The following is a 20,902-nucleotide window of genomic DNA, read 5'->3' as shown; positions in this document are numbered from 1 at the left end:
ACACACAATCTTCTAGCCCGTGTAAGGTGCGGATACACCCGTCAATCTGTAAGTTTTATCGACCAATATTTCGCCGCGACGCACCCTACAGATTAACACCACACAATATAGCTTTATAGTGTACTTCATGAACCACCGAAGAGGCTGTATAGTCACAGCCATAGGAAACTGTTCGCTATGCTAGCTGAGATTTTTTTATGTCTAAACGCAAACAGTCTCAAGGTTGTCGCCCGATGCTGCAGCGCACTTTTTTATTTTTAACGGGCATAGCTTTGGCGCGGGTGGCGGCTGACTATTTTGCGATCGCCCAAAACCGAGATAGTTTCTTGACTCTCATGGGTCAACTGTGGCAAAAGTCACTCGCTTTTTTATCAAGTATACAATCAAATCAAACTCCTAAACCTCTCCATAGCAATCCCATTGTAAAATCGGCAAAAACAAATCAACCTCTGCCGAGTAATCCTATTGTAAAATCGCCCGAAAATCCTCCTGCTGTGCAGCCGTCTCAACCTAAAATTATCAAAAAACGTTCTGCTAAGCAAGCAAAACCTGTAGAAGTCAGCAGCAAAAATGTAGCTGGCGCAAGTTTTTATCTCACAACTATTGACCTCGCCGACCCAGAAAATTATATCACAATAGGGTTAGCTAATAATGCCGATTTTGCTAATACTTCTAAAGTAACGCGGGGCGACGAACCTTTTGAAAATATGGTGGCGCGTTACCGGGCTGCTGTTGTTGCTAACGGGACTTTTTTTGGTAAAGATGAGCAGAAATCTGTGCTGGGAAATATGGTGGCGGCGGGTAAGTTTATGAAATATAGCCGCTGGGAAAATTACGGCACGACTTTGGGAATTAAAGCGGGAAATCAATTGGAAATGGTGACGGCTAGAACTGAAGGTAAGCCGGATTGGAGTCAACATTGGTTTTCTCTGACCAAGAATTTCAAAGGTGGTACCCGCCACGTGATTTATCCGTGGAATCAATTCTTTAATCGAAAATCGAAAATCCTCAAGAAAGAGCATTTATCTCGCGCAAGTCAATCTAAAATCTAAAATCTAAAATCTAAAATCGATTGACTTGTGGGCCGAGATTGGTTAAAGCGGGGAAAGTTTGGCTGTCTCCTTTGTCGGAAGGTTTTAAAGATGCTGGTGTTTTGGGCGTGGGTTCGAGAACGGCGATCGGCTTTCCGGCTTCCAGAGATAAGTTATTGTTGGTGACTTTTCTTGATAGTTTGTCTTTGGAAGCAGAAGCTAAAGTTATGCAGGCGATGGCGTCCCGCCCTCGCCCGTGCTACGGCTGTTTTGAAGCGATGAATTTGGATGGGGGCGCTTCGGTGGCTTTGGCTCATCAAGGGGAGATTTTATTGCCACCGGGACGGAATTTGACGAATGTGCTGGTGGTTTACGATAAAGAATATCCGGCGCCGGCTGAGTTAAAACAGTCTTGGGAACGCTTTCAAAAGGGCTCTCGACCAACACCGGACAAATCAGTGTTTTTTGATTGAATTAGCCATTGCTATAATATGACATAAGCTTTTGCAGGCACAGATTATGACAGCAACAAGAGAAAAAATCTGGACAGTAGAAGAATATCACCGCATGATTGAAGCTGGCATTCTCACTGAAGGTGATAAGATTGAACTGCTAGATGGGAGAATTGTTGAAATGAGCGCACAAACTCCATCCCATGCTGCTACAACCCAGCGATCGTCCGATTATATCAAACAACTACTTGCCGGACAAGCTCACGTTCGGATGCAGTTGCCAATTACTTTAGCAACTTCGGAACCGGAACCAGATATAGCAGTTGTTTGTATCGATCCGGGTGCTTATAGCGACCATCACCCAAATCCTAGCGAAATCTTGCTGTTAATTGAAGTTTCTTACGCGACATTACAAATTGACCGCCGGGAAAAAGCCCCGATTTATTCTAGAGCAAATATCCCTGAATATTGGATATTAGATGTAGCGGCGCGCGAGGCATATATTTACCGGAATCCGGCACCGGGAGGCTATCAATCTGAGATAGTTGTTGCGGATAATGCTGCGATTAGAATGCTAGCTTTTCCTGAAATTGAAATTAGTTTTTCCGAACTGTTTTTGCCTGTTTAGTTTGTGTTTGAGCTTTAACCGCAGATGGAGCCGATAAACGCAGATGGACGCAGATAAAGAGTTAAAACCAAGATGTTTGGGAGTGGTTTAAACCTCAAGGTCGTGGTAAGATTGAAAAATGAATTCAATGGCGTTTTATGTCAAATCTTGAATTATTAGACCAACTTCGGCAGTTATCCCCTGCTGATAAATTTCAAATTATGCAGTTTTTAATCGCTGAATTGGCGAAAGAAGAAGGAATTGTAATGGGTAATGAAGCTGCCGAAATTATGTATTCAGTGCATACGTCTAATAGTGCAGCAGAGCAATTGATGCAGTTAGTAGAAACAGAAAATAAGCCAACTCAAAATATTTAAGGGTAGGTAATATTATTTTCAACCTAAACGAAATAAATTTGGTGTTTTAGGTGATGTTCCGTATCTGCCTTTAACACTAACTTATCAAAATCGTTCTGTTGAGGTTATGGGGTTACAGGATAGAGGAGCTAGTGTTAATGTTTTGCCCTATAATGTTGGGGTGCAATTAGGGGCAAGTTGGGAAAAGCAAAGATTTTCTGTTACTTTAGCGGGTAATTTGAGGAAGGAGCATACATGGAAAGCATGACCGTAAAAGAGTTGATGGAGGCTTTGGCAGAACACGACCCCGAAGCCATAGTTTACGCTTATATTCCCCAACGTTATCTCAAGCCCATTTTCTACGAAGCGTCCTTAACAATTGAGGAAGTTGAAGCGTCCTTCACAATTGAGGAAGTTGTGGACGGCGAACCCAAGCGGGTTAACCTGTTCCCCTTTGAGCCAAACATTGACTGCGATAATTTGAACTCATGGCCTGAATCGTTTCGGCCTGAGTATGTTCTGCAAGAAGAACGTGAGGATGGATGGTAATGGTGTAGGGTTTTGGTCTGTGGATGTTAAAAGTTTCCTGCTTTGATGCGGCTCGTCGCGGGTGTCGCCGTATCAATTGCCTCCGGTTGGTCTAAAATCTCATCATCCTCATTCGGGCGATACACCCAATCCACAAACTGCTCGCATAACCTCCCTACTCAATAGTTTGTGGATAATTCCTGCATTCCCTACGGAGAGTTTTCCCACTCGGCGGTAAGCTTGCGGAAATTGTATTTAGACGCGCCGGGGTGACAAGTAACGCAACTGCTGATATTTGCAGGTTGTGACATTTTGACTTTGGGGTGCAAAGCTTTGAAATAGCGAGAACTGGCGACTCGGTAGGCGATTTCTTCGTCTTTGGCTTGGGGACGGGAAAAAGTTTGCAGGTAGTTCCAGACTAGCAGGCGGGGCGGGTCTACTAGCAGTTTGATGGTTTGTCCGTAGTGTTGGGGATCTTGCAGCAACCGGCGCCAGGTTTCTGTAGGTAATACTTGCGGTGGTAAAGCGATGTGACAGGTGGCGCAGTTTTCTAGGTACAGTTGCTGTCCGAGTTGGTAACGTTCGGGGATGCGATCGACCGTACCAGTATCCTCGATCGAAGAAACCTGAGCAAGTCGCGCGGGAGTGCGAGAATAGGCAGTCTGAGCTGCAACCCATCCGCCGCAGGTACAGCAGATAATTATCAACACTAGCAACGTTGAGTAAAGCCCCCGCAACCCTACTCTGCGACGTTTGCGGGGTTTTTCCTGTTTCATAATTCTGAATTTATTTTTGGTTAAATTACTGGTATGCTCATGCCTTCGCGGGCTAAGCAGCTATTGGCGAACGCTGCCTGCACCTCTGCTTCTGTACGATCGAGAAAATTGTCGTCGTGACCCGGATCGTGGTGAAACATCACGATTTTTTTGACTCCAGCAGCTTTGGCTATTTCTACTCCTGCTTGCCAAGTCGAGTGTCCCCAGCCGACTTTTGGGGTTTTGAAGTCGTAATACTCTTCGTTGGTGTAGTTGGCGTCGTAAATCAGCACGTCGGCGTTGCGAGCTAGGTGTAACACGTTGTCGTCCAGCCGATCGGGAAAATGTTCTGTATCGGTGCAGTAGACGGCTGTGTGTCCCTCCCAAGTGACTCGATATCCGATCGCGGTGTTGGGATGGTTCAGCAGTGCCGTTTCTATTTTCACATCGTCGAGTTCGATAATATCCCCAGGCGTCAAATCGTTGAATTTGAGGTCTGACTGCATCACCTGGATGGGGACGGGAAAATTGGGGTGCACCATTTGGTCGGCAAGACGGTGTTTGATTGTAGTGCCGTTGGGGGCGATCGCACCGTAAATGTGAAAACAGTTCCCTGGGATAAAGGCGGGAGTAAAGAACGGAAAGCCTTGAATGTGATCCCAGTGAGTGTGGCTGAAAAACATATGGGCTTCCACCGGCATTTGCCGCAGCAGATTGAGGCCCAGAACTCGCAGGCCCGTACCGCCGTCAAAAATCAGGCGTTTTTTGCCCAAGCGCATTTCTACACAGGAGGTGTTCCCTCCGTAGCGAAGTGTTTTGCTGCCGGGGGTGGCGATGCTGCCCCGCACGCCCCAAAACTGAACGACAAACTCGGTCAAAGGACTATTTTCCATAGTGGCTTGGCGATCGGAAGGCTGTGGATTGGGTAGAGAGGGTGCGGAATCTGGCATTTTTTTTAGTTTTGGGGGCTGGAACTTGGGAGTTGAAATCTTAGTTTTTACTTTTTAGTTTTTAGCAATCTGTACTATAATAAAGCCCTCGATCGGGAAACTATTCGAGTGCCTAATACTTGGGCTGTTAGAATTCTCAACCTTACCGATTCGTGTAGGAGATGTCACACTTGAGAGATGATTTGTTGCATCATCCGGGCAGCCCGCCGTGTTCTGTGTTCTGAGATTAAGATAGCGCCGATCGCTCTAAGTGTTAGGGTAAAACTTCCTCAAACGTAGAACGCATTCCTCTGGGGTAGAATTTGCGCTTCATCTTACTCTAGGAGTAGTATTTTTTTCAAGATTGGGGGCGGGGCGCGGTTTTGAGGAATGCTGTTCCGGTGAGTCGGCATTCACGACTGATTTGACATTCTAGCTACCCGTTCCTCGACTGCATCCCTAGACGTGCAGCGATCGCCTTATGTTCGGCCCCCTGAGTTTTTAGTCGGGTTGCAGTCGAGGAGTGCGGGCTAGGGGCTTATTTGCGATCGGCTGCGATGCACTTTTCCACTAAGGGCATGACTTGATCGACATCTTGCCAACCCAGAATTTCCGTGACTTTTTTCTCCAAATTTTTGTAGGTTCTAAAAAATTCGGCTATTTCGTCCAAGCGGTGGGGGGCTACGTCTTTGAGGGACTTATAGTGAGCGTAGCGGGGGTCTTTGTCGGGAACGCACAAAAGTTTTTCGTCCCTGTCGCCTCCGTCGATCATTTCCAGCATTCCGATCGGACGGGCTGCGATTATGCACCCTGGAAATGTGGGCTCATCCATCATCACCATGCCGTCGAGGGGGTCGCCATCATCGGCTAAGGTATTGGGTATGAAGCCGTAGTCGCACGGATATTGGACTGAGGAAGAAAGCACCCGATCGAGAGCAAAGGCTTGTAAGTCTTTATCAAATTCGTACTTGTTTTTGCTACCGGCGGTAATTTCGATGAGGACGTTGAGCAGTCCTGGTTTCGGCTGTGCCGGAATTAGCGATAAGTCCACAACAATATCTCCAAGTTAACAGATGATTGGGATGAGTGCTACTTGCCAAATCCCTTTGATAGCATTTTACGGGCGATCGGGCCTTTCGGCTGCATGAGATTGACCGAAAGCGGACGAGTGTGTCGCCGGCTGGGGGAATACACGCTTTCGGGCGGGACGCCCATCCCACACAAGAGAGAGGGGACGGGCGGGACGCCCATCCCACAATTTGAGAGGTACGGGCGGGACGCCCATCCCACAGTTTGAGAGGGGAATGCTTTGTTTGGGCGATGGAGATATTTTCAGAACCATTTATTCTTTTTACCGTCTGTCAAAGTTCTTTGAATTTTTAATCCCAACCACTGGCTCAGTTCTGTAGCTAACCATTCGATTTCTGATTCACTGAGTTTCTGCTTCACTCCTAGTTGATATTTTTGGTTGCCGGCTTGAATAATCATCTGAGAAACTCTAGATAATTTCTGTTTTGTGCCGTGCCTAGTATATTCAATTTGTTCAATTTCCAACTGGCCAATATCTTGTCTGGGAGCGGGCGGGGAATAATACCATTCCCACCCTAGCAGATGGCTGATATAGGAAATTTGCTGTCGATCGATTCTGAGACGCCTTTCCACAAATAGCATATCGAGAAACTTTGCTACTCCTAAACCCGCCAATAAAATTCCTATTATTAAACTAATTCCTGAATATTCTTCTTGGCTCACAAAGTTTACCAACAATGGAATATTCAGAGCAATCACAACCGAAAGCAGAGCAGTTAAACCCAAACCGACTCCTGATGGCGGAATTATAATTTCTACCAACTCGGAATTTTTTGTCAGTTTAATAGCGCTGCCTTGCCGCTGCAATGCCACAGGCATTTTGTCGCTTGTGCGGGGATTTTTGAGCTCTCGCCATGCTTCCCCAGCCGAAGATAACCGTTTGTTCAAACTCGGTTCTGTCATCCATTCCAGCCAATCAATTAAACTAGGATTGAGGTGCGCGACTCGATCGGCAAATTGAATTTTCAAATCCTGATGCGACAGTTCAGTAGGATGCAAACCGGTTACCAAATAAATTAAAGTTGCACCTAAACCATAGAGGTCAGAAGCCGGAACCGAGCGCCCGCCAAATTGTTCCGGTGCCATATATCCGTAGGTTCCTACTACTGTAATTGTACCGCCAAATTTTGCAGCTTGGTTCTGCACCGAACCGAAATCAACTAAATAAACTTGTCCGACAGTGTGGGCGGATCTGCCGTGCAGTAAAATATTGCTGGGTTTAATGTCCCGGTGAATCACAGGTGGCTCTTGCTCGTGCAAATAAATCAAAATTTCTAACAGCGATTTAGCTAATTCTTTAACCTCACTCTCGCTAAAAGTACGTCCCGATCGCAAATGCTCTTCCAAAGTTTTCCCCTTTACATAAGTCTGTACCAGGGCAAAGCTTTTACTGTCTGGTTCGTCAATTTCCAGGTAATCGAGGTAGCGCGGAATTGCTGGGTAAGAAAGTGATTTTAAAGTTTCCGCTTCCCGTTCAAATAGTTTGAGGTCTTGCCATTCAAAATCGCCACCGAGGAATAGCTGTTTGATGACAACTAATTCTTGAGTTTGCAAGTCACGAGCTAGCAGCGTTTGGCGACCTGTTTGTTTTCCCAGTTGTCGCTGCACTTCGTAGCGTTCTGCTAATATTTGACCAGTCATATTTTTTACCTTATTTTTAGCGTGACCTTAAACATTTTTTTTAATTCCTAACTTTACCAAGCAGCAGAATATCGGGGAGAGATATCTTATTACCTATGTGAGATTACTGTCTGCTTGCTTTTTGATACCATCGGGTAATAGAATCAGTAATTGCCCCCATTGACAATCCTGTAATTAGTGACGGCCCCAGCACAGATATAATATCTAATGGATAAAAATAATATTTACCCTCATATAGCCTCATATTCGCTATAATCTTAAAGAAAAAGAAAAAGATGCTTGTTGAAGTACATAGTACAATACTAATTGCAGTTAAAACCTGTCGGTAAAGTTTGGGATTAGTTAACGGGAAAAACCACAGGCGCGTCACAACTCCTATCATTATTCCATTCCCCAAGCCTAGACTAAAACCGAGACAAAATCCTTCGATAATTGTCTGCAAATCTGGATACATAAAGATTTTGTAAATTGCTGTACAAATTCCTACCGCTATAGTTCCTGCCGCAGTGCTACGCCCGATCGCATTCTTGAACAACCTAGAGGTATCTAGCGTTTTTCCCAGTCTCAATGTCTGGGAATATTTATTTATTTCCTGTGGTTTTTCTAGAACTTCTTTAGCTATTTGGACTGAGGCGGGACGGCATTCTAAACTCGGATGCGTCATCCACTTCAGCCAATTGGTAAAACCGGAACTCAGTTGGGTGAATTGCTCGAACTCGATCTGCAAATCTTTCTGCGGCAAGTCGGCTGGATGCTGCTTGGTAATTAAGGCGATTAAGGTGGCTCCCAAGCTGTACAAGTCGGAAGCTGGAACTGCTCTCCCGCCAAATTGTTCGGGCGGCATATAGCCATAAGTTCCGACAACGGTGACTGTTTTTCCTTGTTGGGTTGCTAGGGTTTGAACTGCACCAAAATCGACTAGGTAGACTTTGCCGACGCTGTTGCCCGATCGATTCTTGAGTAAAATATTGCTGGGTTTAATGTCGCGGTGAATGACGGGGGGCTGTCGCTGGTGCAGATAGGCGAGGATGTCTAATAATGCTGTGGCTAATTGTTTGACTTCTCTTTCGCTGAAGGTGCGGCCGTCTGAGAGATATTCTTGTAGGGATTTGGCTGCGATGTAAGTCTGAACTAGGGCGAATCCTTTGCGCTTGGGCGTGTCGATTTCAAAGGAGTCGAGATATCGGGGAATTGCCGGATGGGATAGGGATTTTAAGGTTTCGACTTCTCGCTCGAACAGTTTTAAGTCTTCCCAGTTAAAGTCGCTGCTGAATGAGAGGAGTTTGACTACTACTTGCTGTTGGGTTTTTAAGTCGCGGGCGAGTAAGGTTTGTCTTCCTGCTTGCTTGCCGAGCCGCCGATCGCACTGATAGCGATCGGCTAATATTTCTTTTGACAAATCGCCGATGTTTTCTCCGCTCATCTTCTCTTGCCCTAGAACCGATTAAACCTAGTGTAGTTGACAAAAGTGCAATAATCGGAAATGTTTGGGCTAGGGCAAAAAAAATTTTATGTCAAATAGCAACCGCCTTTAAAAGCCAGCTTTCTCGCACAATCAAGAAGCGCCTGAGTTAAGCTGGAATTTAATTTTGGATTTGCTTATAAATTGACTGCACTACGTCGAGCAGGCTCAAGACTTGCTGCCATTCGGGGGCATCGGGGTTGTAGCTTTTGGCGCGCTGAGTTTTCAAACTGTGGTGCAAGAGGGAAAGCAGCGCGTCTGGAGACTGTAAGGAATTGTCCTCTTCATCTGCTGGGGTTTGGGCTGCATTTTCTTCGATGTCTTCTTTAATCTTTTGTGCTCGATCGGCGAGGGCTAAAGATCGGCCTGCCAGGTTTTCCGGCATTTTGGGCTGTTCGGACAAAGACGCGCTGGTTAGTTCTACCAATAGTTGACAGACTCGATCGACCCATTCGTGATCGTTTACTGAAAAGGAACCTGATTTGAACACTTGCCCGTCAGGTCTTTGTTGAATGGTTTGTACCTTCTGGATCAGAGGAATAGCCTTAACAGTGATATTTTCCGGGATTCTGGGGATATCTGACAGGGAGCTCCGAGCAATCTCCAGCAATAGTTGGTAAACCTGATCTACCCACTCAACATCTCCCGATTGCGAATTCCAATTATTCATAACTGACGCTAGTGGTTTTCTATATCTAAGACTAGAACATTGACTATCTGCGAAGGAAGCTCTTTTTAGGAGCCACTAACGCTATTAAGACTTAGGCGGACGGGGTGATAAACCCGGTTTTTGAGCGGATGTTTCGTCGCCTTTCTCCAAGATTTTTCTCAGAAACCGGGTAACGCTGCCGCCAGTCATAACTATTTTTAAGCGCTTCAAATAATAGAAGTGCTAAGTTTGTTGCGGTAGGTAGTGCGAAGGAAACACGTAGGGCGAAACCCCCGCATCTCGCTTGCAAATTCAAATCCCGTTATATAACCATAATACCTGTTGGAGCTTATTTACAATTACCTCAATAGGATATTAAGGTTAATTGGTGGTGGGATGGGAGGCGCACCCCCGATCGCGATCGCCCCCGCCCCGAACCTTGACGCTACCGCCCGCATTTGCTGTGGGCTACTGCTATTTTTCTGTGAGATTCCACACACCATCCCAGTTGAGTACGTCTGAAAACCCATGTTGAAATAACATACAGCGATCGACGTGCAATTTAGCTGCCTTGTTTTTCGGGTCAACTTCCAGAACGGCGTTAAATTCGCGTTCAGCGTCTTTAAAGGCTTGCTTGGCTTTTGGTTCTAAGGCTTTCTTAAACTCGCTCAGCAGTTTTTTCACCCGATCGAGTCCCAGGTTTTCAAATTCCTCATCTAACATTTCTGCAACTGTCTCGCAGGCTCGACTTTTAATTTTCGCCTGCAATAGCTGCCTGATCTCTGCGGGTTTCAACCGCTTGATTTGGGGATTTGATGGTTCTAAGATGTCTGCTTCCAACAGCTTTTTGACTTCGCCTTCTTGCAAGTATTTAATATCGTCTGCTGATAGGGGCTTGATTTTTGCTTGCAGCAGCATTTTGGCTTCGTCTTCCGAGAGGTTTTTGATGCCTTCCAATTTCAGCAGTTGGATTTCTGGCTGCAACAGTACGATGAGTTTGTCTGCTTCGGACAGGTTTTTCGGGTCGTACTCTGACAGCTTTTTCAGTTGATATAACAGGTTTTTGAGTTCGTGTTCCAACTGTTGCTCTAAATTGTAGGAAAGTTTCTTAATCTCTGCCTCCGGCATTTCGGCGACATCCTTTAAGATGTTTTTCACCTCACTTTCTGAGAGTCTTTGGCTGACTGGAGATTTGTAATGTTCGCGCCCCTTCGTGTAATGTTCTATAATTTGTTGCTGTGTTTCGGTTAGTGACTTGCCCACTGGCGAGTATCCCTCGCGGATGCCGACAAGTTCGTAAACGATTACAGGTTCGCTTTTGCCTTTGACAGTAATAAAGTCGAGTTCTCGCACGTACAGCCGATCGGCATAATCTCTGTAAGTATTGTCGCTGATGATCAAGTCGGTGCCGTACTGCTTGCTAGCGCCTTCTAAGCGAGAGGCGAGGTTAACGCCGTCTCCGATCGAAGTCAATTCCATGCGTTTGCTACTACCGATGTTGCCGCTGACAACTTCATCGGAATGTACGCCCATACCAATGCCGATCGGCAATTCGCCATGTGCCATACGATCTTGATTAAACTGGGCCAATTTTTCCCGCATTTTCACCGCCGTTTGCATCGCGCACCAAGCATGATCCTCTAGGGGCGCTGGAGAGCCAAAAACTGCCATCAGAGCGTCACCGATGTATTTGTCGAGAGTCCCACCGTACTCGAATACGACATCTACCATCACTTCAAAATATTTATTCAGCATCACTACCACTTCTTCGGCTTGCAATTTTTCCGTAAGTGTGGTATAGCTGCGAATATCTGAGAACAGCACCGAAACGTTTTTGCGCTTACCGCCCAATCCTGTATCGCCTGAAGCTAACAAAGCTTCGGCTACTTCTGGCGTCATGTAACGGTACATCAAGTTTTTGATTTGCTTGGCGCTGCTAATATCTTCCATGACGACTAACGCGCCGTTTACCTTGTTGGGGTCGGTAGCGTCAGTCATTGAATTAATCGAGAGATTGATACTCTGCCCCTCTCCTTCCAAAGTAAGCAAAACTTGATCGGGGTAATACTGCTGGCGATCCTTATCGTCTTCGGGAGACAAAGACGCATCAAACCATTTGGCAAAATCGCCTTTTTCTAACTTAATTAACTCGCGCAAAGATTGACCTTCGCCTAATTCTGCATCGCTGACACCCAGTAAGTTTTTGGCACTGGGATTTGTCGCTACTATATTGCCTTTTTTATCTGTAGAAATCACGCCGTTAGTCAAGGCGTGCAGCATATCTTTTTGTCTTTGTTCTTGCTGTTTGACTTCGGCAAACAGTTTGGCGTTTTGCAGCGCGACTCCTGCTTGGATGTTAAACGCCTTCATAAATTCCATGTCGTTGCGATTGAAACTCGCTTTCCACTGTTCCGGGGCATGAGGCCAATCTTCCGGGTTGTAGGGGGGGAATTCTCCTTGTCGTTTTTTATTAACTAATTGGGTGACGCCAATCAATTTTTTGTCCGAGTTAAAGACTGGCATACAAAGCATACTGCAAGTGCGGTAGCCCGACTTTTGATCTACTTCTTTGGAAGTGGCGGCGCGGGGGTCGTCGTACACGTCAAAGGGAATCAGCAGCGGTTCGCTAGATTGGGCGACGATGCCTGCAAAACCAGCGGTTCTGGGTATGCGAATTTCTTTAAGGTTGCCCCCCATCGGGATTTTAGTCCACAGTTCGTCTTTCTCTTCGTCGATCAGCCACAGGGTGCTGCGATCGGCATTCATGAGTTCTTGGGCTTGATCCATCACCCTTTTTAGGGTATCTTCTAAGTCTAAACTGCTCTGAGAAAGAGCGTTGACGGCATTCATCAGCGCCGTTGCTGCTCGTTGTCTCTGAGTTGCTGCGTAGAAAGATTTGGAAGATTCTAGAATTAGGCGAATCGAGGGAGCAAATTCTTTAAAAACTTGTTCGTCTTCTTTAGTAAATCCGTGCCTATCGATTTGTTCGTCTAAAGTCGGGTATTTTTCGTGATTTGGTCTTAGTTTATTAATCAGTTGAACAACTGCTACTAACTCTTTTGTATCTTCATTAATCAGGGGCATTGCCAGCATTGTATAAGTGCGGTAGCCCGTTTTTTCATCAGTTTTTTTGGCGTTAGCCGATCGTTCGTCGTTGTAAAAATCGTAAGGGATATTAACCACTTTTTGGAACGTGGCTACTTCTCCTGCAATGCCCACGTGGGCCGGAACTCGGATTTCTAGGTTTTTGCCATTTTCGTCTTTAGCGACGATCGCCCAGAGTTCATTTTTTTCGTCGTCTAATAAAAATATCGTGCTGCGATCGGCATTCAGCAATTCCCCTGTTTTGAGGGTAATCGACTGCAACATCTCGTTGAGTATGGCGTCAAATCCCTCGCTCTCCAGGATATTGTCGAGCATTCCCAGGGTTTGATTGACAACCTTAAGTTTGTCTTCTACTTCCTTAACTACTACTGTGAAACTTTGCTTATTTAGAAGGTCAAGAATGCCAGAGAGGTTTCCTTGGCGCGGGATAATTGCACTGCTCCTAATTTCCGGGGGAGAATAATGTTCCTGATGATGATTTTCACCGCCGACAACAGCGACATCAATCACGTTGTCCAGAGAAGAGTAATTGGTGGAAGATGCAGATTTCATAGACCTTTACAGAAGCTTAAGTGTAAGGGTTAGTCTCTAAGCGAAGAGAGCCGGGAAGTTGATTAGTGAGTCACCTGTCGCACAAGACTCAAGTATGTTTGATACTCCCCACTGATGAATCAGGGGGATTCTTGACTAAGACCATAAAGGGACTTTCAAAGGCGTTATCAATGCGCCTCTACTGACTTCTTTGAGACAAAGCCCCAAAGTTGCCGCTACTTTTCTACCGATATTGCCTGCCCCATTGCAATCAGCATTAATCAACAAACCTTCAAGAGTACGGTACAATCCGCGCTTAATTCTTTGACCGCAAGGTTGCCACCCTTCTGGTTTTTCGCAGAATTTAGGTAGCAAATCAAGATCGATAAAGGAAGCCTTCGACGTATACGACTCTTCGGTTTCCACAAACCGAATCCCGTACTGCTCGCATAACTGAGCAATACGGGATTTTAGCCTGCCCGTTGGAATCTGAACAAAATTTTGATTAGTTTTATTTCCTAAACTAATACCATTTTTCATGACAGCATTCCAGCCGAATACTACAGTACCAATTTTATTGAGCAAGCAATGATTTATTACTTTTCGAGCTGCTTTGTTGACAGCATCCCGCATGGTGCGATTGCGATTCTCAGTTAAACCCTCCAATCGTTTTGACCAGTAACCATTCGCTTTCCCTGACATCAAAAACGCAACACGCTTGTTATATCCTTGATTGATGGACTTCAGATGTCGTCCGTCAATTATTAAGCTAGTCCCCACATTGCTGATACAAGTCAACCAATTGTTCATCCCGTGGTCGATCATCAAGACCTTGGATTGGTCTACCTCTACTTGGACATCTTTCAGTTTGTAAATCAACTCTAAATAGAAGGCACCGTTTCGAGGTAGAATCCTATATTCTCTGATTGCTTTGTAGTCGAGATTGGTAGGCCGAGGAAGATAGAAAGCATCCAAGCCGAACCAAGTTTTAACCTTGCTGCCCAATGGGAATCTCAGTAGTCCATCCTTAAGCCGGACAGAGCGACCTGTATAAGTCACTAAAGCTAGACCGCCTTGTCGATAATTCGGTAATCTAGGTCTTTGGGTTACAGTGCCTTTGCCAATTCCTCTCAGTAGTCCAATGTAGGATTTAAAAGACTCAGCGACGGTAGTTAAAATCTGTTGCGCGGTATCCGAATAAAATGCTTTGTAATGCAAGTTCTGGTTTTCTGTACCAAGCACTTTGTGCAACTGGGCCCTACTCGGTATCTTGCCTGTCTTGAAGTACATTTGGCGAGCATAATATATTCCGCAGTTCGTCAACTTTGACGACTCGCTACAAAGGAATTCTAGAATTGCTTTTAAGTCTGTATTGGGACTTATTAGATTTTGTTGGCATCCAAACATATTCTCTTTCCTCCTTGTTAAATTATACTATCATAGTAGGATTTCATCCTGTCAAAAATAAACACTATAATTCTGTTTATGTTCATGATTTGACCCCTGCTGTAGATCGATCTACAGCAGGGGTCAAATCTGTCGTAGCCTATCTTCTGCTATGAAGGAATTAATTGAGGATAAAGATGTTAGGCGACGGTCGTCGCTGCCGCTTTCCTCCCCATGTCGGTAGCCCGGGGCTTCTCGCTCGTTTTTTGGTGAAAGTATTTCCCAGTTTACAGAACTCCGGCCACAAGGCAATGGCAATTCAGTTGGCCTTGCTGCCCAAGGGAGGGTGGGAGAGTAACGAGGCGGTGGGAGTGCTGCAATCTTTTTAGAGATCGCGAATCTTGTTTAAAGGGTTTATTAACTGATTTTGACATTGTGCGTACCTGGTTTAACTATGTTCTGCCGAGCTTTGAGCCGATCGCCCCCAGTAACATGAATGCGTACTGGCGGGAGGACTGCTGAAAGAGGGGTGGCCTTGTGGGACTAGCCGCAATTGTGACACTACCAGTTGCTAGTGATGTGTGCCCTTCTCTACACAATTGTGGTTTTTAACTAGAATTTCTCTCTATTTTGCTGCTCTTAGCTTTCATCCCACTAAATTCACGGGGTTTTCAGCTTTTTTTTGTAAAATTTGCGGTTGACATTTTTAGTGTAACCTCCGACTCGGAAAAAACTCCGCCTTTTAACCCCCCGATCGGCTCAAGTGTGTCATCAGGGTTTGGCGGACTGAGTTTGGCGCAATCCGGCGGCTTCGACAAGCAGGGATTCGGCGAAGGCGATGGCTTCTGTTGCTGACCGGCCACTGGCGAGTTGGGCGAGTTCTTCCCGCCGCTGCTCACTGTTGAGGGCGGCAACTCTGACTACTGTACGTTCGACTGGTTCGGAGTTGGCTGCGGGTTCCTCGATACTTGGTTCTGCTTCGATCGTCTGTTTGTTGACGCGAAAATGACAATCAGCCATGGCGGCGATCAGCGGCTGGTGGGTGACGCAGAGAACTTGGTGTTTGTCGGAGAGTTGGTAGAGTTTTTTGGCGATCGCCCCAGCGACTCTCCCGGAGACTCCAGCGTCGATTTCGTCAAAAATCAGCGTACCGGCGCTTTCAATTTGGGAAAAACAGGCTTTGATGGCCAGCAGAAAGCGGCTCATTTCTCCCCCGGAGGCGATCGCGCCCAGAGGTTGCAATGGTTCGCCCGGATTCGGGCTGAAACAAAAGGCGATTTGGTCGGCACCGGTAGCGGTTGGGGTACAAGGCGAGATTTCGACTTGAAACTGCACTTTTTCCATTGCTAACGGCTTAAGTTCTCCTACGAGGTGCGTTTCTAGTTTGAGGGCTGCTTCGCGTCGCAGGGTGGTGAGGTGGCTGCAAGCATCTTTTAATTGCTCTAAAGCGGTCTGATATGCGAGTTCTAAGGCTTCCATTGACTCGCCTCCTTCTAAAAGTTCATTTAGTTCGTTTTGGATGCTTTGATAGTAGGCGATCGCTTCTTTGAGCGGCCCGTATTTGCGACAAATTTGTTTGAGTTCGCGAATCCGATCTTCTACTTCTTCGAGTCTTTCGGGATCTGCTTCTAATTGTTCGCCGTAGCTGCTAATTTGTCGGCTGGCTTCTGTGGCTTGAGCTAAAGCATCGCTGACCATTTCGAGGATTGGTTGCAACTGCACATCGTAAACCGCCATGTCGCTTAAAATTCCTTCGGCTTTGCTCAACAAGTCGGCGGCGGATGCGCTGTCGCCCTCGTTTTGGTACAGGGCTTGGTGGACTTGGTAACTCTGCTGCTGCAATTCTACGACGTGGCCTAGCCGGATTGATTCGTGTTCTAGCTGTTCGAGTTCGTCTGCGTCTTCGATATGGGCTTCACCGAGTTCTCGGACTTGGTATTCTAACAAATCAAGTCTTTGCAGTCGCTGCTGTTCCGACTGACGCCTGCGTTTGAGGGCGGTTTTGGCGTTGTTGGCTCCCAGCCACGCGGCGGCGATGATCGATCGAGCTTCCGTAAGCTTTTTGCCGCCGTATAAATCGAGCCATTCTCGCTGGAGGGTTTCTTGTCCGAGGTGGACGGTTTGGCCTTGGGCGGTAATTTCGACCAGCCGATCGCGCAGTTGATCCATTAACTGGCGGTTGACGAGAATTCCGTTCAAGCGCGATCTCGTGCGTAGAGCACCGCTAGAGGCGTTAATTTCCCGGCTGCAAACGGCTAAATTTCCGTCTATGGGTTCGATTTCTTGCTCGCCCAGCCACATTGCGGAAGCTTTGTCCAATTCAAAGGTAGCTTCCAATATTGCCCGCGTTGCTCCGGTGCGAATCGATCGGCGATCGACTTTCCCGCCCAACACTGCATCGATCGCATCTAAGATAATCGATTTACCAGCGCCGGTTTCCCCTGTAAATACGTTCAAACTCGGGCCAAATTCTAGATCCAGGCAGTCAATTAAGGCAAAGTTTTCTATTCTGAGGTATAGCAACATGAGGAATGGGGAATGGGGAATGGGGAATGGGGAATTGTTAATTGGGAATTTGTAATTGGGAATTGGTAAGTGGGAATTGGTAAGTGGGAATTGGTAAGTGGGAATGCGTAAGTGGGAATGCGTAATTGGTAATTGGTAATTGGGAATTGGTAAGTGGGAATGCGTAATTGGTAATTGGTAATTGGTAATTGGTAATTGGTAATTGGAGGCAGAGCCTGGAAAATTATTGGTACCCAATAACAAATAACAAATAACAAATAACAAATAACAAATAACAAATAACAACTGACTTCTATAGTTTCAACCACCCAAACAAATCTCCTACCGTCAGCCGCAATTCTGCTGCCCAATCTGGAACCGGCAACAATTCTTCTGGTTTTGCTAAAAGTTCCGGTTGCTTTCCAGGGGGATAAATTAAGATCGAGCGCACCATCGGATCGATCAACCAACCCATTTTAGTGCCGTTTTTCAAACAGTGTAAAATATTCCCAGTTACTTTAGTTTGACTCTGGCCGGGAGACAGAATTTCAATTGTCCAATCTGGGTAAGTTTCAAATACATTAGCAACATCCCCATTTTCATCAACTGGTATTCTGTTCCAAGTAAATACTGTGACATCTGGCACAATTGATCTGCCGCCAAAAGTACACCGCAATTCAGGAAAAGCTAAGGCAATTTTCTGATTTTTAACGGCGACATTAATGGCTGCGACTAATTCACCTTGAAGCCGGCTGTGTTTTCCTTGTGGCATAGGTTTTTGGATGATTTGACCGTTGATATATTCGCTAGCTGGTTCGGTTTCTGGCAGTTTTAGAAACTCGGACAAAGTTAGTTTTTTTGTTTGTGTTTGTACCATTTTCTACTCCTTCTATTCGATAAAACCCAAGTGTTTTCTAGCAGCAACCGTTACCATTCTGCCCCGATTTGTCCGCTGCAAAAATCCGATTTGCATTAAGTACGGTTCGTATACATCCTCAATGGTTTGAGTATCTTCTCCTGTAGAAGCTGCGAGGGTTTCTAAGCCCACTGGGCCGCCGTTAAAGTTCTCAATCATTGCTGTCAAAATGCGCCGATCTGTCCAATCCAAACCTAGCGGATCGACGTTGAATAATTCGAGGGCGAGTGAGGCAACTTCGGCATCAATTGGCTTTAAATTTTTGACTTCGCTGTAGTCTCTAACTCGCCGCAGCAAGCGGTTAGCGATCCGGGGGGTTCCGCGCGCTCGGCGGGCAATTTCTGTGGCTCCTTCTGGGGTGATTTGAGTGTCGAGAACTTGGGCGGTTCTTTGGACAATTAGACTAAGTTCGTCTATTTCGTAGTAGCGTAATCTTTGGATCAAGCCGAAGCGATCGCGCAATGGAGATGTCAGCGAGCCGACTTTTGTGGTTGCTCCTACTAAGGTAAATGGTTTGAGGGGAATGCTGCGGATTTTTGCGGTTTTTCCTTGCCCGATCGTAATATCTAACCGACAGTCTTCCATCGCCGGATAGAGGATTTCTTCTGTAACTTTAGATAAGCGGTGAATTTCGTCGATAAACAGCACGTCGCCTGCTTTGAGGTTGATCAGCAATCCGACAATATCTCGCGGTTTTTCTAGCGCTGGGGCGGTGGTGATTTTGCATTCCACTTCCATTTCTGCTGCTAAAATTAGCGACATTGTGGTTTTTCCCAACCCTGGAGGCCCGTAGAGTAACAGGTGATCCATAGGTTCGCCGCGAGATTTGGCTGCTGCAATTGCGATCGCCAAAACTTCTCTTAAGTCTTTTTGCCCGATGTATTCAGCTAGCCGCTGAGGTCGGATTTTGTCGTCTTGTTTGCTGTTGATTTCGTCGGGTAGTTCTTGCGATTCTAGCAAAGATTCCGCCTGGGGTTTGGCGGCTTTTTTGCGACGGGCTGGGGCTATGTCTTCGGGTAGATTTGGGTCGGGGGGCTGTTGTTTGGAGGAGATAATAGCCATATTTATTTGCGATCGGGCAGCGGGAAGTGTTTACAATTGTTAGCAGAATCTTTAAAATTATTGAGTTCGTTATGAGTATTCCATCTTCTTTATTAGCATCGGAAAGCATAACTTTTGAGGGGGCGATCGAGCTGACTCAATCTTTACTGTCGTTCATGGAGGCTAATCGACTTTTACAAGCCGACATCCAGCAAGCTGTGGCTTCTCTGGTGAAAACACAGAACGGTGCTAGGGGGTTTTTTGTCACCTATCTAACGGACGATCGACCGGAGGCAGATAACCCGTCACCCGGAGTAGTCGAGGCGCTGCGATCGGCTCCTGAGATCGTAGCAGAACTGCTGGTGAAAAATTTGGCGATGTCGGCGGCAATGGTTGTACATCATTCGCGCCAGCAAAAGGAGGAAATGGCGGCCGGTTCTGCTAGAGTGCAGGAGCGATCGCGCAATTTAATTCAAATGCTGCAAATGGCAGCGTGTCAAACTATAGCGTCGCAAATGCTAGAAAGTTTGCACAGTGCCAACGGCGAGTATGAAAAATTTTTCCGGCGGTGGGGCTACGACGACGAGCAAAAACGGGCGATCGGTTCGGCAGTGCGGGGTGCGATCGGCTAAAATAACCTCCCAAGGAAGGGGAAAGAAGAAAGAAACAAGAAGCCCAAGCCAGGGTGGCAGATCCTTGATCAAAACGACGGGGCTGTGGAATAATTGCGGTTTAACAAAAGCTGCACAGTTGTAGCTTGAGTTGATTTAGGTGTGAAGGTAGTGAACGAGGGCGAAAAAATTGCAGAGAACTGTGAAAGAAGTTGCCCAAAAAGCCCGAAGGGTGGGCGGCAGGCCGCCCGCAAGTAGGCAGCGGTGGGCGAAGCTGAATCTGCTGGCAACATTGGTGCGCCGGGACTTGGAAGCTCAATACAAAGGCTCGATTCTGGGCAATTTTTGGCCGCTGCTGAATCAGCTATCGCAATTGGTGATTTACACTTATGTATTCTCGATCGTCCTCAAGGTAAAGCTCAGCCTTGCAGGCTTCCCAGAAAACAGCGACATTACATTTGGAGTCTGGTTGTTTGCCGGTTTGCTGCCTTGGACTGCCTTCACCAGCGGTTTGATCAAGTCGGGAGTCTCCGTGGTGGGGCAGCCGAATTTAGTCAAAAAAGTGGTATTTCCTCTCGGTTTACTGCCCCTAGTGCCGATTTTTACAGCTTTTATTGAAAGTTCTCTGGGTTTAGCAGCTTTGATTGTGATAGTTGCAGTGTCGTCGCAAAAGCTCAACGCTACTTTATGCTTACTGCCGTTGGTGTGGGTGCCTCAGTTGCTGATAACTGCTGGTTTGGGATATTTGACAGCCGGCTTGACTGTATTTTTGCGAGACATTCCTCAGACATTAGGTGTTATTCTAAATTTTTGGTTTTATTTGACGCCGATCGTCTACCCAGCATCCATCATCCCGCAAGAGTGGCGAGGGTGGGTATTTTGGCTGAATCCAATGGCCGCCATCTCGGAGGTTTATCGAGACCTCATACTGCTTGGAGAAGTTAAGCATTGGGGCGAATGGGGTGTCGCCACGCTAATTTCTGCTGCTATATTTTGTGGGGGTTTGGCGGTTTACCGGCGTTTGCGTCCCGCTTTTGCTGACGTGCTGTAAATTTGTTTGAGATATGCTGTAAATTTGTTTGAGATATACAGCATATTCTATGTATATGTAGTAAACACAATTTTCTAGCCCGTGTAAGGTGCGTCGCCACCCGTCAATCTGCAAGTTTTATCCAATATCTCGCAGATCCGCACCCTACAGATTAACACCACACAATAGAGCTGCTAATGTACTTTATGAACCACCGAATATGCTGTAAAGTCAATCTAAAATCTAAAATCTAAAATCTAAAATCTAAAATCTAAAAT

The 20,902-nt window shown here is 46.2% G+C and carries 20 protein-coding genes; 9 read left to right on the top strand and 11 right to left on the bottom strand.

What is annotated here, in order from left to right; genetic code table 11:
- The first annotated feature begins 197 nt into the window (after positions 1 to 197).
- The 5 genes from QUA88_RS16400 to QUA88_RS16380 all read left to right on the top strand — a co-directional run bounded on the left by QUA88_RS16400 (position 198) and on the right by QUA88_RS16380 (position 2,995).
- Positions 198 to 1,052, top strand: coding sequence for a hypothetical protein (locus QUA88_RS16400; RefSeq protein ID WP_333272635.1), 855 nt, complete (start codon positions 198 to 200; stop codon positions 1,050 to 1,052).
- 20 nt (positions 1,053 to 1,072) lie between these two features.
- Entirely contained in the window at positions 1,073 to 1,504 is a 432-nt protein-coding gene (locus QUA88_RS16395) for a phosphodiester glycosidase family protein (protein ID WP_333234252.1), read from the top strand.
- Between the two features lie 46 nt (positions 1,505 to 1,550).
- On the top strand, positions 1,551 to 2,111 hold the full coding sequence (locus QUA88_RS16390; RefSeq protein WP_333272632.1) for a Uma2 family endonuclease: 561 nt from the start codon (positions 1,551 to 1,553) through the stop codon (positions 2,109 to 2,111).
- A gap of 137 nt (positions 2,112 to 2,248) precedes the next feature.
- Positions 2,249 to 2,467 carry a hypothetical protein gene (locus QUA88_RS16385; protein WP_333053492.1) on the top strand — a complete coding sequence of 73 codons (219 nt, stop codon included), beginning with the start codon at positions 2,249 to 2,251 and terminating at the stop codon, positions 2,465 to 2,467.
- A 234-nt stretch (positions 2,468 to 2,701) separates the two neighbouring features.
- Positions 2,702 to 2,995 carry a hypothetical protein gene (locus QUA88_RS16380; RefSeq protein ID WP_333272629.1) on the top strand — a complete coding sequence of 98 codons (294 nt, stop codon included), beginning with the start codon at positions 2,702 to 2,704 and terminating at the stop codon, positions 2,993 to 2,995.
- Between the two features lie 188 nt (positions 2,996 to 3,183).
- Here the strand turns inward: QUA88_RS16380 and QUA88_RS16375 are convergent, their stop codons facing one another.
- The 3 genes from QUA88_RS16375 to QUA88_RS16365 form a co-directional block, all read right to left on the bottom strand.
- Entirely contained in the window at positions 3,184 to 3,750 is a 567-nt protein-coding gene (locus tag QUA88_RS16375) for a diheme cytochrome C (protein WP_333272626.1), read from the bottom strand.
- 20 nt (positions 3,751 to 3,770) lie between these two features.
- Positions 3,771 to 4,679, bottom strand: coding sequence for an MBL fold metallo-hydrolase (locus QUA88_RS16370; RefSeq protein WP_333053496.1), 909 nt, complete (start codon positions 4,677 to 4,679; stop codon positions 3,771 to 3,773).
- A gap of 517 nt (positions 4,680 to 5,196) precedes the next feature.
- Positions 5,197 to 5,709: an inorganic diphosphatase gene (locus tag QUA88_RS16365; protein ID WP_006634582.1), complete on the bottom strand. Its 513-nt coding sequence runs from the start codon at positions 5,707 to 5,709 to the stop codon at positions 5,197 to 5,199.
- Between the two features lie 42 nt (positions 5,710 to 5,751).
- On the opposite strand from QUA88_RS16365, the gene QUA88_RS16360 reads away from it, so the two are divergent.
- Positions 5,752 to 5,955, top strand: a complete 204-nt coding sequence (locus tag QUA88_RS16360; protein ID WP_333272622.1) for a hypothetical protein — start codon at positions 5,752 to 5,754, stop codon at positions 5,953 to 5,955.
- A gap of 35 nt (positions 5,956 to 5,990) precedes the next feature.
- Here the strand turns inward: QUA88_RS16360 and QUA88_RS16355 are convergent, their stop codons facing one another.
- The 5 genes from QUA88_RS16355 to QUA88_RS16335 all read right to left on the bottom strand — a co-directional run bounded on the left by QUA88_RS16355 (position 5,991) and on the right by QUA88_RS16335 (position 14,542).
- Positions 5,991 to 7,388, bottom strand: a complete 1,398-nt coding sequence (locus QUA88_RS16355; protein ID WP_333260549.1) for a serine/threonine-protein kinase — start codon at positions 7,386 to 7,388, stop codon at positions 5,991 to 5,993.
- Positions 7,389 to 7,491: 103 nt separating this feature from the next.
- Complete coding sequence (locus tag QUA88_RS16350; RefSeq protein ID WP_333272619.1) at positions 7,492 to 8,811, bottom strand: serine/threonine-protein kinase; 1,320 nt, start codon at positions 8,809 to 8,811, stop codon at positions 7,492 to 7,494.
- A 160-nt stretch (positions 8,812 to 8,971) separates the two neighbouring features.
- Positions 8,972 to 9,520, bottom strand: coding sequence for an inorganic pyrophosphatase (locus QUA88_RS16345; RefSeq protein WP_333053499.1), 549 nt, complete (start codon positions 9,518 to 9,520; stop codon positions 8,972 to 8,974).
- Positions 9,521 to 9,973: 453 nt separating this feature from the next.
- Positions 9,974 to 13,156: a GAF domain-containing protein gene (locus tag QUA88_RS16340; RefSeq protein ID WP_333053501.1), complete on the bottom strand. Its 3,183-nt coding sequence runs from the start codon at positions 13,154 to 13,156 to the stop codon at positions 9,974 to 9,976.
- A 135-nt stretch (positions 13,157 to 13,291) separates the two neighbouring features.
- Positions 13,292 to 14,542: a transposase gene (locus QUA88_RS16335; RefSeq protein ID WP_333053503.1), complete on the bottom strand. Its 1,251-nt coding sequence runs from the start codon at positions 14,540 to 14,542 to the stop codon at positions 13,292 to 13,294.
- Between the two features lie 176 nt (positions 14,543 to 14,718).
- Between QUA88_RS16335 and QUA88_RS16330 the strand changes: the two genes are divergently transcribed.
- On the top strand, positions 14,719 to 14,910 hold the full coding sequence (locus tag QUA88_RS16330) for a hypothetical protein (RefSeq protein WP_333053505.1): 192 nt from the start codon (positions 14,719 to 14,721) through the stop codon (positions 14,908 to 14,910).
- Positions 14,911 to 15,292: 382 nt separating this feature from the next.
- On the opposite strand, the gene recN is transcribed toward QUA88_RS16330, so the two are convergent.
- The 3 genes from recN to ruvB all read right to left on the bottom strand — a co-directional run bounded on the left by recN (position 15,293) and on the right by ruvB (position 19,004).
- A complete protein-coding gene (gene recN, locus QUA88_RS16325; protein WP_333272615.1) occupies positions 15,293 to 17,047 on the bottom strand; it encodes a DNA repair protein RecN in 1,755 nt (584 codons plus the stop codon).
- A gap of 292 nt (positions 17,048 to 17,339) precedes the next feature.
- Positions 17,340 to 17,903, bottom strand: a complete 564-nt coding sequence (locus tag QUA88_RS16320) for a Uma2 family endonuclease (RefSeq protein WP_333053507.1) — start codon at positions 17,901 to 17,903, stop codon at positions 17,340 to 17,342.
- A gap of 12 nt (positions 17,904 to 17,915) precedes the next feature.
- Positions 17,916 to 19,004 carry a Holliday junction branch migration DNA helicase RuvB gene (gene ruvB, locus QUA88_RS16315; protein WP_333154818.1) on the bottom strand — a complete coding sequence of 363 codons (1,089 nt, stop codon included), beginning with the start codon at positions 19,002 to 19,004 and terminating at the stop codon, positions 17,916 to 17,918.
- Positions 19,005 to 19,075: 71 nt separating this feature from the next.
- Between ruvB and QUA88_RS16310 the strand changes: the two genes are divergently transcribed.
- Positions 19,076 to 19,615, top strand: coding sequence for a hypothetical protein (locus tag QUA88_RS16310; protein WP_333272611.1), 540 nt, complete (start codon positions 19,076 to 19,078; stop codon positions 19,613 to 19,615).
- A gap of 181 nt (positions 19,616 to 19,796) precedes the next feature.
- Complete coding sequence (locus QUA88_RS16305) at positions 19,797 to 20,645, top strand: ABC transporter permease (protein ID WP_445243004.1); 849 nt, start codon at positions 19,797 to 19,799, stop codon at positions 20,643 to 20,645.
- Positions 20,646 to 20,902: the final 257 nt, after the last annotated feature.

The sequence above is a fragment of the Microcoleus sp. D3_18_C2 genome (assembly GCF_036702395.1).
GTDB lineage: Bacteria > Cyanobacteriota > Cyanobacteriia > Cyanobacteriales > Microcoleaceae > Microcoleus.
This window is presented reverse-complemented; position numbering and strand designations above follow the sequence as displayed.

Excerpts from the sequence above, each read along its gene's own strand:
- QUA88_RS16345 (WP_333053499.1), bottom strand. The coding sequence starts at position 9,520 with ATGAATAATTGGAATTCGCAATCGGGAGATGTTGAGTGGGTAGATCAG.
- QUA88_RS16310 (WP_333272611.1), top strand. The coding sequence starts at position 19,076 with ATGAGTATTCCATCTTCTTTATTAGCATCGGAAAGCATAACTTTTGAG.
- QUA88_RS16400 (WP_333272635.1), top strand. The coding sequence starts at position 198 with ATGTCTAAACGCAAACAGTCTCAAGGTTGTCGCCCGATGCTGCAGCGC.
- QUA88_RS16375 (WP_333272626.1), bottom strand. The coding sequence starts at position 3,750 with ATGAAACAGGAAAAACCCCGCAAACGTCGCAGAGTAGGGTTGCGGGGG.
- QUA88_RS16335 (WP_333053503.1), bottom strand. The coding sequence starts at position 14,542 with ATGTTTGGATGCCAACAAAATCTAATAAGTCCCAATACAGACTTAAAA.
- QUA88_RS16380 (WP_333272629.1), top strand. The coding sequence starts at position 2,702 with ATGGAAAGCATGACCGTAAAAGAGTTGATGGAGGCTTTGGCAGAACAC.
- QUA88_RS16370 (WP_333053496.1), bottom strand. The coding sequence starts at position 4,679 with ATGCCAGATTCCGCACCCTCTCTACCCAATCCACAGCCTTCCGATCGC.
- QUA88_RS16340 (WP_333053501.1), bottom strand. The coding sequence starts at position 13,156 with ATGAAATCTGCATCTTCCACCAATTACTCTTCTCTGGACAACGTGATT.
- QUA88_RS16330 (WP_333053505.1), top strand. The coding sequence starts at position 14,719 with ATGTTAGGCGACGGTCGTCGCTGCCGCTTTCCTCCCCATGTCGGTAGC.
- QUA88_RS16320 (WP_333053507.1), bottom strand. The coding sequence starts at position 17,903 with ATGGTACAAACACAAACAAAAAAACTAACTTTGTCCGAGTTTCTAAAA.
- ruvB (WP_333154818.1), bottom strand. The coding sequence starts at position 19,004 with ATGGCTATTATCTCCTCCAAACAACAGCCCCCCGACCCAAATCTACCC.
- recN (WP_333272615.1), bottom strand. The coding sequence starts at position 17,047 with ATGTTGCTATACCTCAGAATAGAAAACTTTGCCTTAATTGACTGCCTG.
- QUA88_RS16355 (WP_333260549.1), bottom strand. The coding sequence starts at position 7,388 with ATGACTGGTCAAATATTAGCAGAACGCTACGAAGTGCAGCGACAACTG.
- QUA88_RS16350 (WP_333272619.1), bottom strand. The coding sequence starts at position 8,811 with ATGAGCGGAGAAAACATCGGCGATTTGTCAAAAGAAATATTAGCCGAT.
- QUA88_RS16390 (WP_333272632.1), top strand. The coding sequence starts at position 1,551 with ATGACAGCAACAAGAGAAAAAATCTGGACAGTAGAAGAATATCACCGC.
- QUA88_RS16385 (WP_333053492.1), top strand. The coding sequence starts at position 2,249 with ATGTCAAATCTTGAATTATTAGACCAACTTCGGCAGTTATCCCCTGCT.